At 67.6% G+C, this 15,297-nt stretch carries 7 protein-coding genes and 2 pseudogenes; 6 read left to right on the forward strand and 3 right to left on the reverse strand.

Annotated features, from left to right (window positions below):
* Positions 1-890: 890 nt before the first annotated feature.
* Both AOK01_RS35120 and AOK01_RS35125 read right to left on the reverse strand, forming a co-directional pair.
* A complete protein-coding gene (locus tag AOK01_RS35120) occupies positions 891-1,640 on the reverse strand; it encodes a protein NO VEIN domain-containing protein (RefSeq protein ID WP_055518880.1) in 750 nt (249 codons plus the stop codon).
* Between the two features lie 754 nt (positions 1,641-2,394).
* Positions 2,395-5,682 (reverse strand): WD40 repeat domain-containing protein, encoded by a 3,288-nt coding sequence (locus AOK01_RS35125; RefSeq protein WP_055518881.1) that lies wholly within the window; start codon positions 5,680-5,682, stop codon positions 2,395-2,397.
* Between the two features lie 358 nt (positions 5,683-6,040).
* Between AOK01_RS35125 and AOK01_RS35130 the strand changes: the two genes are divergently transcribed.
* From AOK01_RS35130 to AOK01_RS35150, 4 genes are all read left to right on the forward strand, one after another.
* Positions 6,041-7,258: a lipase family protein gene (locus tag AOK01_RS35130; RefSeq protein ID WP_169800174.1), complete on the forward strand. Its 1,218-nt coding sequence runs from the start codon at positions 6,041-6,043 to the stop codon at positions 7,256-7,258.
* Positions 7,255-8,445 (forward strand): caspase family protein, encoded by a 1,191-nt coding sequence (locus tag AOK01_RS35135; protein ID WP_055518884.1) that lies wholly within the window; start codon positions 7,255-7,257, stop codon positions 8,443-8,445. The genes AOK01_RS35130 and AOK01_RS35135 overlap by 4 nt, the downstream gene beginning before the upstream one ends.
* On the forward strand, positions 8,442-10,376 hold the full coding sequence (locus AOK01_RS35140) for a hypothetical protein (RefSeq protein WP_055518885.1): 1,935 nt from the start codon (positions 8,442-8,444) through the stop codon (positions 10,374-10,376). The genes AOK01_RS35135 and AOK01_RS35140 overlap by 4 nt, the downstream gene beginning before the upstream one ends.
* A 1,231-nt stretch (positions 10,377-11,607) precedes the next feature.
* Complete coding sequence (locus AOK01_RS35150; RefSeq protein ID WP_213862198.1) at positions 11,608-12,264, forward strand: hypothetical protein; 657 nt, start codon at positions 11,608-11,610, stop codon at positions 12,262-12,264.
* Between the two features lie 76 nt (positions 12,265-12,340).
* Here AOK01_RS35150 and AOK01_RS42090 read toward each other — a convergent pair.
* Positions 12,341-13,554 (reverse strand): annotated as a pseudogene (locus AOK01_RS42090) (IS3 family transposase).
* Positions 13,555-13,993: 439 nt separating this feature from the next.
* Between AOK01_RS42090 and AOK01_RS35165 the strand changes: the two are divergent.
* Positions 13,994-14,479, forward strand: coding sequence for a MarR family winged helix-turn-helix transcriptional regulator (locus AOK01_RS35165; RefSeq protein WP_079104019.1), 486 nt, complete (start codon positions 13,994-13,996; stop codon positions 14,477-14,479).
* Between the two features lie 23 nt (positions 14,480-14,502).
* Positions 14,503-14,970, forward strand: a pseudogene (locus tag AOK01_RS35170) (acyltransferase); the annotation flags it as partial.
* Positions 14,971-15,297 lie beyond the last annotated feature (327 nt).

Raw genomic sequence — 15,297 nt, forward strand, 5'->3', positions numbered from 1 at the left:
TTGCGTGTCCAGTGAAAGGTACCAAACAGAGGGGAGCGGGACGGGTCGCGCACCGGACCGCTCGGGACGCAGACCGTGCCACCGCCCGCTTTCCCTCGCTGAACCGCGGCGCCGTCGAATGTCGTCACTGCTTCCGAGGATGTCCTCCACCGACTTCGTGACGTGTGAGACCTCGCTGCGGTCGGTCTCCTCGCTGGCATGAGGTGTACTCAGGTGGCCGTGCCGATCGCGAAGTCGTAGTCACGCAGTCCTGCTGCCCCTCGGTGACCGGCTTGAGTCGCCTTGCTGAGTCTCGTTGGCCTGTTCCCTATGACGCACCATGCGGAGTGCGTGGCGATCCTTGAACCGGTCGCAAAGGGCGCCTGACCTGCGGGTTTGCCAGTGCGCATTATGTGCGGTGTGGGCGTTACGGGCGATATGTTGACGCTGAAATGACGCTCGTGACGCTCGTTCTGATGGGGTGTCAGGCGCCTTGCCGGGCAGGTCAGACCCTGTCGAGGTGGCGAGCATCGATGGGGCGCCGAGGGCTGTCGACGCTGAGCGCAGACCTGCTGGTCAGATGTCCCGGAAGAGACCAGCCAACGCCGTGACCTGCTATGTCTGGCCGTCGCAGGTCGTTGACCTGCATGAATGCCCTTTCGGTTGTTTCACGCTCGTACTGGCTGATGCGGCCGGAAGTCCCAGGAAAGTCCCAGAGAACTCCCACGGGCAGGAGCCACTCTTTCGGCTCTGTACAGGGCGTGCGAGTGCGCGGTGGGTTGGTGATCGTGGATCGACGGTCTGACCCGAATGAACGGCAGCGCGCACTGGTCTCACCGCCAACCGTGCACGAGCTCGTTGAACTTGACGTTTAACCCCGACTCATCTCGCGCTGGAGTTGAACGTCAAGGTCACAGCAGGTACGAGAAGCGCAGTGCCCCGCGCTCCTCGCGGTAGCGGCCCCGGCCGCGCTTTCCGTAGTGGTTGGGGAGCATCTGGATGGCCATCTTGTGAGGGGTGAGGGCGTGTGTGACCACCAGGAGGCGCCAGCGGTCGTTGCCCGCGTGCTGGCGGGCCGCGCGGACCTCGCTCTCTCCCAGCTCGAAGCGGCCGCCTTCGGCCCCGGTCGCCTTCACCTCGTACAGGTAGGGTCGACTGCCAGAGCCGACCCGGAAGTCGAAGCCGAGGCCGTCGTCGCCGGACGGGCCGGGGAAGGCTTTGCGGCGGTTGCCCGACACCCAGCCAGTCTCGTCCATGCGGTCCGGGTAGCGCGCACACAGCCACTGGTACGCGTACCACTCGCCCACGTACCCGATGGCCTCCCGCTGGGCCGTGGTCAGCCCGCTCTCCGTGCCGCCCCCGTACCGCCGCCCACGCGTGCGACCGGTGGCCTGGGGGCGCCCGGTCTGGGGACGGGGGTCCGTGAAGCGGAGCGGCCCGACGGCGGTGATGCCCGACGCCGAGCCGCTCTGCAGGACCCGGTCAAGTTCGCGGGTGAGGGCCGTGAAGTCGCCGGAGTCCACGTCGAAATCGCAGCCGCCGACGGAGATCGACCGCCGTTTGCGCTCCCGTTCGCGGCGCTCGTGTTCCGCCGCGTTGCGCACCCGGTCCAGGTCGGCCCCGGACAGCCCGTGCCGTTCGGGTTCCGTCGCCACCGCCATCCCGCCATCCCGTCGGGCCGCTGGCCGAGGGCCGCCAGCCAGCCGACGACGTCGGTGGGGGACAGGGGCCGGAAGTCGAGCGCGCCCACGGCCTCCAGCCGTGCGGTGACCTCCTCGACCGGCTCGGCTGCGGTCAGGGCCGCGGGCAACGGGTGTCCGGCCGCCCTGACCAGGACCGCGAGGTCTACGGCCAGGCCGGTGATCGTACGGAGGTTCGCGCCGCGTACCTGGTCGGGAGCGGGCAGGCGTTCGCCCGATCGGGGCAACGGCACCGGGCAGCCCAGGCGTAGCGCCAGCTGCTCCTCCACGTGGGCCTCCAGGATCACCGCCGTCGTCCGAGCCGTCGTCGCCCTCGAACTCACCAACTGATCAAGATGGAAAACCTTCACTCATACGTGACGGCTGATGGAGTGCGTTTCGATGTCGTGCGGCTGTCGGTTGAGCATCATGCGGGCAGGAGCGCGACATTGGCATACCGGCTGTCCATGCGACACCGCAACCACCGGGATGAACGCTCGGTGATCACCTTGTCCTGGAGCGACAAGTCATGGGCTGGTGTACTCACTTCGTACGCGCCGCTTCCCGACCGGCTGAGTCAGCTCGTGCATCTCGTTCATGCTCACCTCGAGGAGTGGTGGGACACGAAGGGGCACAACCGGAAATCAGCAAGAATAGGACGCCGAGTTACTTGAACGGGACGGTGATTGTGCGATCGTACCCTCCCGTCCCCGGGTCGGCACGGGGAGGGATTGCGTCAGTCGTGTGCCGCAGGGCAGGGTGTCTCGTAGGTGTCGTCCGGCAGGTAATGGTCCCACTGTCCCTCGGTCAGGCCGCCGTCCGCGAGTCGGCAGGCGAACCCCGTCGGATCGTCCGCGATTCGCTTGAGCGGTGCGATGTCACGTACTTGTACGTCGTCTTGTGTCGCTATGAAGAGCAGGCTGCCGTCGCGGGACAGGGTGACATCGGTGAGCCCGCTGGTCTGGGGGTCGGCGGGAGTGAACTCCGTGAGTTGGACGGGGGCGGCGAAGTCGTGTAGGTCCCAGGCGCGCAGTTGGGAGTTGGGGCCCTCGGTGAGCGCGAGCTTCCCGTCGGCGGAGACAGCCTGGATGCCTCGGACGTCAAGGGGCCCATCAGCGTCGGAGCCGAAGAAGCCAGGCCGGGCCGATGACGTCTGCGTGAACTCCTCGGAGGGTCCCCAGGACCAGACCTGGTCCTCGGCTTCTTGCTGGGTGATGAAGTGTTTACTGTCCAGGGGAGTGCCGAGCACGTCACCGTAGTCGATCCGCTCGCCTTCGGAGTTATACACAGGGGAGGGGAGCTTTTGTCCGACGGCACGGGTACGTTCCTTCTGGCCCGTGCGGCAGGCCCAGCGGATGAGGGTGCCATCGTCGCCCAGTCCGGCGAGTCGGCTTCCGTCCGGGGAGAACTGCAGCATCGAGAGGTAGGTGTGCTGTCCGGTGAGACTGCGTTTCTCCACGGGCCTGCGGGGGTCGGACAGATCCCACAACCCCACATGATGCCGATCGTCGGGGAGGGCGAGGGTGCGTCCGTCGGCGGAGAAGGAGAGCGCCTCGTCGTCCACAGTCGCTGTCCGAGGCGTGCTGGAAAGGCGGGTCATGGCCGTTCCGTCGACGTCGTACACGTCCATGACGCCGATGTCGCGGCTGATGTCGATGCTGCTCAGCACGACCAGTAGTCGGCCGTCGGGCGAGAATTTCGCCGCGGACACCGTGACGTCCTTGGGGAGGGCGCCGCGGCGCGTGGCTCGGCCGCGGCGGTCGAGGTTCCAGACGGTCCCGTCGACGAACGTCGTTAGCAGGGTGCGCCGGTTGGGCGCGATGACCAGGTTCGATGCCCGGGTCGAAAGGGTGGAGAGGGTCCGGAGCGTCGACGGATGCCGGACGGACCAGCGCAGTGTCTGCTTGCCGGATGCCGAGGTGAGGGTGCGGCCGTCGGGGGAGAAGACGAGTGATGTTACCGGCGCCCGATGGGCTTCGAGAGTGGCGTACTTGGCGGGCGACTCGGGGCGCGCCAAGTCGTAAAGGAAGATCTTGTGATCCTTGCCGCCTGTCGCCATGACATTGCCGTCGGGCGAGAAGGCCACGGTCTCGACACGGGACGTGTGGTCGGTGAGCGGGGGACCGAGCGCTCTCGGGGTTCTGGTATCGGTGATATCCCACAGCGTCGTCTTGCCGTATCCGTCGATGACGGCGGCGAGGGTTCCCGTGGGGGAGCCGACGGCCATACTGGCGGAGGATCCGATGAGACCGCCGACCCGGGGCCGGCGCGGGTCGGCGAGATCCCAAGCGTATGAGGCGGGAGGGTCCTGGTCGTCGAAGGCTGAGGTGACCATGCGGCGGCCGTCGGCTGAGAAGGAGAGCTGGTCGATGAAACCGCCGTACTGGATCTGGGTGCGTCCAACGAGCCGGGGCGCCGAGACGCGGGAGATGTCCCACAGGCCCATGTGGCGGTCCGTCTCCGAGACCGCCATGAGCCGGCCGTCCGGGGAGAGGGCCACGCCGAGGGCGTCGACGCGCTTACCGTTCAGGGCTAAAGGGCTGCGTCTTTCAGGCTTGTCGGGATCGCTGATGTCCCAGAGGACGACCGAGCCATTTTCGTGCGTCACCGCGAGTGTGCGGGCATCGGAGGAGAACGCGGTGCCGAAGCCGCCACGGGCGTGCGTAATCGTGCCGCTCTTGCGGTGCGGCCGGTTACCGGTACGCCACAACGTGATGGTGTGCTCCTGCACCGAGGCGAGCAGGTCGCGATGGGAAGCCGTGAGGAGATGGGCGGCGGACGGGATGCCCGTGGTGCCCGCGTACTGGGTCGAGGTGAGCGTGTCGATGAGGGCGGCGCGCGCTCCTGGCGCTTTGCGGGCCAGGGCCGTCGCTCCGAGACGCAGTGCCAGTTGCGGGTCGTTGGCGCGCGCATCGGCCGCGTCGGCGAGCAGACGCTGATCGACCTTGCCGCGGTTCGCGGCCGCGGCGTTGTCGTCCGCCTGCAGCCGCTGCTGGAGAAAGACCCCGGCAGTGACGAGTAGCAGCACGAACGCGGTGCTCACGGCCACCACGGTCTTCTTGAACGCATCGACCTCTTTGCGTGCCTCCGGCACGGTGGAGGCGTGATGGACCGTCACACCGGCGGGTGCCTGGGAGAGCAGTTCCTGCCGGTTCTCCTCCGGTGCGATCACGTGCCAGCCCGCGGCGCGCGCCGCGGTGAGCTTCGCGGCCAGACCGCCGACCCTGTGCATGCGGCCCGTCCGGTCGATTTCTCCAGTGATGGCGTAGCCGTTCTTCTGGGACGTCAGCAGTCGGCGGACGCTTGCGACCAGGCCCCGGGCGAGATGCCGGTCGAGGGCCACGGCGAGCGGCGCCCCCATCGAGGCGCCGCGCAGCCTCAGTTCGGCGTCGGCGTCCTGTGTGACGCTCCACACCACACAGACCTGGGCTGTGCGTTTGCGATGCGCCCACTGCCAGGCCGCGGTCAGCGCTTGGGCGAAGGCGTCGTCGGCGGCGCGCGCGGCGTACATGGTCCTCGGGTCGGGGAACAGGCCCGCGGGTCCACCGGGCACCGTACGCAGCGCAAGGGTCGCGGACAGAGGGCTGGCCGTGTCCTCGACCCGGAAGAGGACAGGAACCATGGTGGTGCGTCCATGGGGGATCGGCCCGTGCAGGAGCAAGGACTGGAGGGCGACGAAGGCACCCGCCATGTTGTCGTGCGCGTCGGCCACCAGGGTCGCGAGACGGTCCAGGGGCTTAGGCAGGTCGGCCTTCGCCGGTCGCGGCAGCACCGTGGTGGTCAAGGGTGTGTGCGGAAGCAGGTGTGCCGTCCGCCAGTGAGCGGCCACCGCGTCCAGCAACTGGGTACGCCGTGAGTCGGAGAGTTCGTCCGGTGTAGCGGCGAGCGCCCAGGCGCAGGCGGCGGTCGCCCACAGCGCCTCGCGGAGCCGCTCGGGATCGGGCAGGTGGCTCTGGGCCTCGATCCAGGCCCCGATGTCCTCTTCCTCCTCAGGCCCTGAGACGACCGCGGCCAGCCAGTCCACATCGGTGCTGATAGCGTCCCGGCAGGCTTCCCACCAGAGGGAGTTCTCGAGCCGTCTACGTAGCTCAAGGGCTGCCGCGCGGTGTTCGCGGGCCTCCCACAGTCGGTGGAGCAGCGCCGCGCCGTCCTCCGCGGGAGCACCGTCCGCACTGCCCTCGGATGCCGCTGTGGTGTCCGCAATTCTGTGTTTCTCGGTACGTCGCCGTCCCCACCTGCGCATGCGTCCCCCCTCGCCAGCAGGGGAGTCAGCATAGGAGGCGGGCTTGCCGGTGTGGCCAGTTTCGCGAAAGAAGACGCCAGGGAACGACGATGCGCTATCAAAGGGAGGGACGCGGTGTAAAAGGGGGCGGCACATGCCGATGGTGTTCGTGCACGGGGTGGGGAACCGGGGCGGGACGCTCTATCAGCGTAGATCCACGTATCAGGAGCTGTTGGCCCGAGTTTTCCTGCTCCCTGCGGTGAGCGACGATCCCGCGAGCACGCCGGTGTTCGCACCTTTGTGGGGTGATGCAGCCGCTCACGCCCGGTGGAGGCACGCCTCGGTACCCGGTCGGGATGTCGAGTCGCTGGGCGGTGCCGTTTCGGACCTTGATCAGGACGTCGTCGACGCGGCTCTGGAGGCCGTGCGATGGGGCCGGTGCGAACCGGACACGCTGCTGCTGGAGCTGGCGGCACAGGGACTGGAGGATGCCGTGGCCGTACTGTTCGCGGCGCTGCCCGGCGCCGTCGGGGACATTGGCGCGCTCACCCGTGCCGCGCACGTGGCGGTGCAGGTCCTGGCCTATCTGCGGACCCAGGAGGGCCTGCATCCGGAAGCTGACTCCGCCGTACGACACCCATGGCTCGCTAGCCTGCGCAACGACCGGGAACTCGTCACGCGACTGCTTCAGGAGTCCGAGGGGTACGCCTTTCTGCCCGACGGCACCCCGTCCAGGAAGCGAGCGCCCCGCCGGCCGGAGGTGCTGGGACCGGAAGGTCTGCTGGCGACGGTGGGCTGGCTGCGCAGGAAGGCCGTCAGCGCTGCACAACGGCCGTTGCGCAGCCGCCTGTTTCCGGCGCTCAGCGATACGGTGACCGCCTGCCTCGGCGACATCCTCGTCTACCTCAAGGAGCGGGGGAGCGTCGCCGAACCGGGCCCGATCGTGCGGATCGTCGGCGCGACCCTCGACGCTGCCGCTGAGCATCGAGGCGACGGCGATCCGCTCGTCGTAGTGGCCCACAGCATGGGCGGCAACATCGTGTACGACCTACTCACCCACTTCCGCCCCGACCTCGCGGTGGACATCCTTGTCACCGTCGGCTCCCAGGTCGGCTACTTCGAGGAGCTCAAGCTCTTCCACGCCAGCGACGACCGGATCCCCAACGCGGACGAACCCAAGGTGGCGCTTCCCACGACCATCGGGCGGTGGGTCAATGTGGTGGACCTCAACGATCCTCTGGCGTTTCGCGCGGCACCCGTGTTCGCTGGGGTAGAGGACTACCGCATTCCCACCGGCGCCCTGTGGGCCCACAGCGGCTACCTCAACGAACCCGGCTTTTACGAGCGGGTCGCCGGACGGCTGCGGTCTCCACGATGACCCTCGTCTTCCGCCGTCCCGGTACGGGACCCCAGATGCACGCCCTGGTCATCGGCGTCGGTGACTATCCGTACTGTCAGGGCGGTGACTCCCACGTGCCGCCGCGCAGTGCTGCCGGAGCTGTCGGAGAGCTGTACTCCCAGTTGCTCTCCACTCCGGCCTCCGCCCTCAAGGTGGCTGAATGGCTCCTCGAACACCAGGCGGACGACGCGGTGGCCCCGCTGGGCAGTCTGGACGTGCTCGTGTCCGCGCGGGGTACCCGTTCTGTGAACGGCACCGACGTGCAGCGGGCCTGTCATGACAACGTGCGCACGCAGCTCCTCGGCTGGCTGGAGCGCTGCGATGAGCACCCGCAGAACGTGGCGCTGTTCTTCTTCACCGGCCACGGCTACGCCCTCGAGACGGACCAGCTGTTGCTCCTCGACGACTTCGCGACGCCCGGCAGGCCCGCGTTCGACGCCGCGTTCCCGCTCCGCGACACCTACGCGGCAGTGCTGTCGGCCTGCACGGCGCGCACGGTGTGTTTCTTCGTGGACGCCTGCAGAACGGCTACGGCTGAGAACCTCCTCTCGGCGCCGCCACGCGGCCGCGCCCTGCTTGACGCGCCTCCCGCCCTCCCCGGTGCTCGCGACGCACCGCTGATCCTGTCCACCTCCGCAGGCGCGTCGGCCTACGGCGATCCGAACGGTCTCACGCGGTTCACCTCCTCGCTGTTGGCGGCCTTGTCCGGGCAGGCCGCAGAGCGCCGCAACCCCGACGGTGCCTGGGTCGTCACGAGCCATCTGCACCGCCCGATCCTGGAACTGTCCAACCGGCCCGAAGACCTTAAGGACACCCCAAAAGGCGAAGACGGGCGGCAACACCCCCAGGAGACCGGGACTCCTCTCGGCGGCGTCATCCGTCAGCTTGCCCAGCCGCCCGAGGTCCCCTTCACCTTGGGTTGCGATCCTCGCGAAGCCCTGCTCGACGCACATCTCGAACTCACCTCCTTCACCAAGCCGCTCGAGCGCCGAAGCCGGCCTCCGCTGCCTGAACTCTGGACGGACAAGGCCCCGGCTGGACACTACGACTATTCGGCGACCTTCCCCGCCGCGTCCTACGCCAAGGCTGACGGGCGGCTCTTCCTCGTACCCCCACTGTTCGCCTGGGACCTGCTCTGCGAGACGCTGCCGGAGGAGCCTGCATGAGCCGCGCTCCGGTCCGGTTGATGGTCACGGGTCCCTCTCACATGCCGGTCCGCCACGCCGTCGTCGACATCCTCGACACCGACATCCGCACGGTCACCACCACCGTCGCCAGGACCGGCGTGCCATGCACGGTGAACGTGCCCGAAACCGGTTTCTATCTGGCGCAGGCCCGGTTCACCACCGGAGCCGTCGTCCGACGTACCTTCCGGAGCGGCGACCCTGGCAACTGCGTGATGCTGGACACGAGCGACGCCACCACACCTCGCACGGGAGAGCCCGACCACACACCGATGGACGCCGTCCTCACGTGGTGGGGCCGCACCGCAGAGTGCTGGCTCCCGGTCGACGGCGTTGCGCACGTCTGGGAGGGAGGCGCGGACGCCTTCGCCGCCCCGCAAAACGGCTTGCCGGTGCTGCAGGCAGGTCCTGATGACGGCTTGCTGGCGCTACAGATGGACCGGTTAGGCCGACCCGCGTGGACGACACTCATGCCACCCCGAGCCCACGCCGTAATCCACCCGCTCAGCTATGCACGCACGGTACAGGACTGGTGTGTGGAACTTCCGGAGACCAGAGCCTTGGCCGCCCTCACGTTCCTAGACCGAGGGGACATCAGCAGCGCCCGCGCGGTCGCCGCCCAACAGGGCATCGATGCCGTGGCGGGCACATCGTTCCTCGACGACCTCGCTGCCGCTTACCTGCAAGTACGGACCGAGCCCAGCCCCGATTCAGTCCACCTGGCGGAACTGCGTGCCCGCTGCCCCTGGTCCAGCGATGCCGCCCTGCTGCACGGCTGGTACGCCGGGTCGATCACTCGTGACCGCGGCACGGCCAAGGCCGAGCTGGCCGCCGCCCTGGAACTCGGCCCCCCCATTCTGCGCCAGGGCCTGCGCATGCTCTACGACGGCCTGCACATGCTGGGCCTCGGCGCCGCCCCCCGGACCACACACCTCAGAGAACTGCTCCGACGCGGCGGCCCCGGCCCGCTCACCTCCTTCGAGGGCACGGCGGACTCCGCACTGTGGCCGACGCGGACGGCCCCCGACTCCTCCCCGCCACGCCGCGCACGCCTGAGCACCCCTTCGAGCGAGGTCCCCTATACCCGCTCCACTCCGCTGACCGACTGGCGAACCGACCTCACACAGTGCCTGATCAAGTTGCACCGGGAGGGCTTCGGGACGTCCCGGCACCGGACAGTTGAAGCGGGAGCGGTCCGTCTGCTGGCCTGGCTAGACCCCGACGGCGGCGACACCTCGTCCCTGACCGTTGCTGTCACGCCCGCCCCAAGCCGTGACAGCCTCCGCACGTCCGCGCCGACTCTGGCGCTGGCCGTCTCCGCACAGGACCACCGGCTGGCCACCATGGACCGGCACGGGCGAGCCGTGTTCTCTCACGTCCCTCGACAGCAGTGGCTCTCGCTCACCGTGCTGCCACCGGCGCCCGGCCCTCACGAAACGCCGGTGCCCGCCCTGGCTTCCGGCGCTCTGTCGGCTCACGGCGGTAACGACGTCCTGCAGAGCATCACCGGGCCACGCCAGGAAGTCGAACTCACCGTCTCCGCGACGGACAGGCATGGACGGTATGTCGTCGACATCGCGGTCCGCACCACTACGAGCGCCCCGCGCGTCGTCCCCCTCACCTACCACACGTCCGGCGGCCGACAGCGGAACCTGCTCGTTGCCTGCCGCTACCGCGCGCTGACCAAAGGAGCCACCGCCTCGGCGTTTCTGACCGATGTCGACCCGCACGTTGGATGGACGCTGTCACCGATTTTCACCGCGTCCGTGCTGTCTTCATGGAGTGCCGATGTGATCAGGGACTCGGTGTCCGCGGCCGCGAACAAGATCAGTCGAGACGCGTGGACGGCGGCGGCCGAAGCCTGCGGTGACGAGGCGGTGCGCCGCCTCGTCACCGAAGCACTGACGGCATGACGCCCGGCCCACGTTCGCCGCCCCCGATCAGAGTCAGAGTCGCTGCACGCCCCTTCGCAACCGAGACCTGCCAGGTGGGCGAAGACGGTTCCCCACTGCGCGTGCAGTGCCCTAAAGACATAGTTGCCTGACGCTCGTTTGACGCTCTAAGGGGTTTCGAGTAGATGAATGAGGCCAATAGTGCGGTCTGACCTGGCGTTTTGCAGTAGTCCGACTTTGCGACATCTTTCCTATGACGCACCATGTGGAGTGCGTCGCGATCCTCGAACCGGTGGCAAAGGGTGCCTGACCTGCGGTTTCGTGCGTGCACATTATGTGCGGTGTGGGCGTTACGGGCGATATCTTGACGCTGAAATGACGCTCATTCTGATGGGGTGTCAGGCGCCTTGTCGGGCAGGTTAGACCCTGTCGAGGTGGCGAGCATCGATGGGGCGCCGAGGGCTGCCGATGCTGAGCGCAGACCTGCTGGTCAGATGTCCCGGAAGAGAGCAGCGGACGCGGTGACCCGCCGCGATGAGTGGCTGATGGCTGCTGACCTGCACAAATGGCCTTTCGGCTGTTTCACGTTCGTGCGGGTTGATGGGGTCGGAAGTCCCAGAAAAGTCCCAGAGGGCTCCCACTGCTGACGGGAGCCTTTCGGTTCTGTACGGCAGTGCGGGCTCGTCGAATGGCTTCGTTTCTAGCGAGGGCGGTGGAGCTTGGTTGTCGAGCGCCTGGCGCTCGGCCGATGCCTTGCGGGACGCTGGGGTCTTGATGACCGACGACGACTCTGCGGTCGCTCATGGCGGTGAGTCGATGGCGCCCGCCGGCCAGCGACCGCCCTACAGCGAGAGGCCCGTCGTGCGGGCTCGGCAGGCGAAGGCTCATGAGCTGATCGAGCGGCTCGTCGCCGAAGGGCGCGTTTGGGCCACCGGCCCTGATGGCGGTGAGGTCGCGGAGTGGCGGCGCGTCGTTAGCCACGCGAAACGGCGCGGTCTGGAAGCCAGCGGGCAGGCGCGTCGCGGGACGTGCAGGATTGACCTCCGGGCAGTTGGCGAGAGAACGGTGCCCCTGCCCGCTGGGTGGTGACAGTAGGCGGCTTACGCCCCATCATGGTGGGGCCATGGGGGAATCGATACGGGCGTCCTGTTTGCGCCACGGCGGTAGTGTGCCGCGTCCGGTGCCGGTTGCCGCTGCCCGCGCGGGACTGTTCTCCGTCCTGGGGACATTCGTGGCCGCCATCGTCCACCATTTGGCATTCGACTCCAGTCCTTCATGGGCCGTACGCGGGCTCGCCGCGCTCCTGTTCTTCGGGGTCGCTCTGCCGGGCGCGGGCCACGACAAGCCGCTGATGCGACAGTTGGGGCTGGCTATCGGGTGCCAGGCCGTTGTCGGCTACTGGTTCGTATGCACGGATAGCGGGGTGTCCGTCCCCGCTCACGCGCAGTGGCCCTCGTTCGTGCACGCGGGGTGGCCCGTCGTGCTCGCCCATGTTGCGTTGACCATGCTGTGCGCGGTGTTGCTGTGTGGCATCGACGTCGGCCGGCGTGGCGTCCTGGTCGCTGCCGGGCGGCAGTGGGAGGCGTTGCGGGCGCTGCTGCGGTGCCTGTTCGGTCCCGTCCGTACCCCGCTGGATCTGACCGCCGTCGGCGCCGTGTGGCGCATGAGTTCGGACCTGGCAGGGCGCCGCCCACTCGAACTGTCCTCGTCGAAACGGTCGTTCGCCGCGGGCCGCCCTTATCCCCACCGCTGCGTGTCGCCCACAGCTGAGTCAGGGCCAAGCCCGGACCGGCAGTTCGGCGTGCGGTGGTTTCCGGCGCGTATGTCTTACGTCGATGCCGGAGCGCGGGTTCTGCGCGAACACCGCGCCAGGGAGGATTCCGTATGTCTCGCACATTTCGCACGATGACGTGCGCCTATGCGCCCGTCGGCGTGATCGGGGCAGGCCCGTACTGAGGCTCAACCTCGGGAGTAGGCACCGGGTTTCATGCGACGAGTGACAGCGTATGTGACGAGATCAGTTGTCGTTCGAACTCGGCCGGTGAGAGGTGGCCGGGGGCGGAGTGGCGGCGGCGCCGGTTGTAGTAGGCGAGCCGGCGGAACAGCTCCAGGCGTGTCTGAGCTTTCGAGGTGAGGCGTCGCCCGGGGAGCAACTCGCGTTGGAGGCCCTGGAAGAAGGACTCGGCCAGGGCGTTGTCGTAGCTCGAGCCGATACGTCCCATGCTGCGGCGGATGCCGTGCCGGCGGCAGACCTCGGCGAAGGCCCGGCTGACGTACTGGGCGCCCCTGTCCGTGTGAAAGACGACGCCGTCGGCCTGGCCGCCGCGGGCGGCGACCGCCATCTCAAGCGCGTCGGTGACCAGCTGGGTGCGCATGTGGTCGGCAATGGACCAGCCGGTCACGCGGCGCGAGCAGATGTCGATGACCGTCGCCAGGAACATCCACGACGAGCCGACAGCGGCATAGGTGATGTCGCCGCACCACCTGGTGTCCAGCGCCGTGGCCGTGAAATCACGCACAACCAGGTCCGGTGCGGGCCGGGCCGTCCTGTCCGGGATCGTGGTCCGCTTCTTCCGACGCAGATGACGGCCGACCATATGGTTGACGCGCATCAGCCGGGTGACGCGCTTGCGGTTGACCTCGCGGCCCCGGGCCCGGAGCCCGGCATGGACCCGCGGGGCGCGTAGACGCCGTGGTGCCCTGCGTGGATCTGCCGGATCTCAGCGACCGCGGCGGCCTGCTCGGCCTGACGCGCGGCGCGTGCCTGCGCGGTGGCCCGGTGCCGGTAGCAGCCGCAACGGGAGACGCCCACGACCCGGCAGATCCGCTGCACGCCGAAGACGGCGCGATGGTCGCACGATGAAGTCACAGCGGCCAGGGCTCACTTCACCTCCCGGGCGAAATGGGCGGCTGCCCGGCGCAGGGTCTCCCGCTCCGGCTGCCACTCCTTCTCCGCCTTCAGCAGCCGCTGGTTCCCGGCCCGCAGCCGGGCCGGCTCCTCGGCCCGGCTGAGCGCGGTGCCACCCGGCGGCCCGGGCGCAGGCCGGCTGGTGTCCTTGCGGACCCACGTGCGCAGCGTCGCCCCGGTGATCCCGAGATCCGCGGCCACCGCCGCGTACGTCCGCTTACCGCCCGACGCGCGATACAGCGCGACAGCATCCTTCCGGAACTCCTCCCAATACGGACACTTGCGTCCCACCTGGACATCCCTCCCCGGACCATCAAGATCCATTGTCAGGGTGTCCACTCCGAAGGGGCAGCCTCAGGTGCTGTGTTGGCCCCGGAGACGACGACGGTGGCCCCGTCCGGGTTGATCAGGCACCGGACAGACCTACTTGCGAAAGCGCGAGGTTTGGCGGCTACCTATCTCTTCTGCAACAAAAGGCCCTATAGCGATCAATGCTCGCGCAAGCAAAGCTCGGGTTTCGCTTCACCGCCTCCTGCCTGGACGGCACGCGAAAAGGCACCAGCCAGCTCGACCGTGAACCATCCACAGCGTTCGAACAGGGCGATGTCTACAGGTCGGAGGTGGATTACCCCTCGTGGGTACAGATCGCCAGCCTGAAGCGGCTGGAGAAGCCCGTGGTAGTTGCTACCACGGGCCAATAGCTGCCTGCAGCAGCAAGTATACTGGGGGCATGACGGACGGATCTATCCCGAACACTCAGCCATTGGACGCACTGGAGGAGTTGGCATGGCGAGATCTCGCCCGCTTCTTTGTGCTGGCTCCGCGGTGCCTTGACGAGGACTTGCAGCGTGGCGCAAACATGCCGATCAGTACCTACAGTGCCCTGACGCACCTGTCAGAAGCCCCCGATCACGTACTGCGAATCACCGAACTCGCCAACCGCGTCTATCTATCAGGCAGCAGGATGACACGCCTGGTCGACGCTCTCGCTGCTGATGACCTGGTGGTCAAAAGGCGGAGCACAAGTGACGCGCGGGGCGTCGATGTCATCCTCACAGCGAAAGGATTGAAGAGGTTGCAGCTTGCCTATCCTGTCCACCTGCACAGTGTGCGGACCCGTGTTATCGATCCCATCCCACGCGCCTCCCTGCCAGATTTCGCAGAAGTGCTGCACGCCATCATCGTGGCGCTTGGCCGAGAGCGCGAAGAACTTTGAGCCGTAGCTTTCCGTTCAATCGTGGGCCGGGGGCGTACATCGGCCCGGGAGTCTGGATCGGCGACAACGTGAAGCTCCAGAACTATGAACTTGTGTACGAACCCGCGGTGCTTGAGGACGGGGTGTTCGTCGGCCCGGCGGCGGTCCGCACCAACGACCATTTCCCCCGATCGGTCGATCCGCAGGGAAAGTTGAAGCGCGGCGACGACTGGAGGGCCTTGACTGTGATCGTCTCGAGGGGGCGTCACTGAGGGCTCGTTCGGTATGTGTGACGCCGGTGCGCATCGGTCGTTGGGCCCTGATTGCGGCGGGTGCCGTGGTTACCCGGAACGTGCCGGACTTTGCGCTCGTGGCCGGCGCGCCGGATCGGCTGGGTCGGCCGGGCTGGCGAGCCGGGTGTATGGGAATGCCCTGAGACAAGAGGGCCGTTCGACGAGAAGGAGGGCCAACTCACCGAGCTCGCGGGCCCCATTTCCCGCAAAAGCCAATGATCAAATATCAGCATGGGTAACTGTGCGCGAACTATGTAGATCTAGAGGTTGTCTCGTAACCGGTATGGCGGTTGATGCGCTGGCTGGGCCTGGGCGGAGTGATTTCAACTGATGATCCGAAGCGGATCGAGCCGTTCGTTGGTGGCGCTGGTACGGCGTTGTGGTGGTGACATGCAGTGGCCGACCATGGCAGTTGCCGCTCGAAGATCGGGTATTGCTAGTGGGCGAAATACTGGCGCGCGCATCTCACGTTGAGAAAGGATGCAATGGCAAGGCACCGGCGGGAGCGACCACAGACTCGCACTGCTAGTGTCTCGTGATCCTGTT

Origin of the sequence: Streptomyces aurantiacus, from assembly GCF_001418335.1 — a bacterium.
In the GTDB taxonomy this organism is placed as follows: Bacteria; Actinomycetota; Actinomycetes; order Streptomycetales; family Streptomycetaceae; genus Streptomyces; species Streptomyces aurantiacus.

What these genes read in the sequence shown, in the direction of transcription:
- AOK01_RS35120 (WP_055518880.1), bottom strand. Translation starts at nt 1,640, where the DNA reads ATGGCGGTGGCGACGGAACCCGAACGGCACGGGCTGTCCGGGGCCGAC.
- AOK01_RS35130 (WP_169800174.1), top strand. Translation starts at nt 6,041, where the DNA reads ATGGTGTTCGTGCACGGGGTGGGGAACCGGGGCGGGACGCTCTATCAG.
- AOK01_RS35135 (WP_055518884.1), top strand. Translation starts at nt 7,255, where the DNA reads ATGACCCTCGTCTTCCGCCGTCCCGGTACGGGACCCCAGATGCACGCC.
- AOK01_RS35140 (WP_055518885.1), top strand. Translation starts at nt 8,442, where the DNA reads ATGAGCCGCGCTCCGGTCCGGTTGATGGTCACGGGTCCCTCTCACATG.
- AOK01_RS35165 (WP_079104019.1), top strand. Translation starts at nt 13,994, where the DNA reads ATGACGGACGGATCTATCCCGAACACTCAGCCATTGGACGCACTGGAG.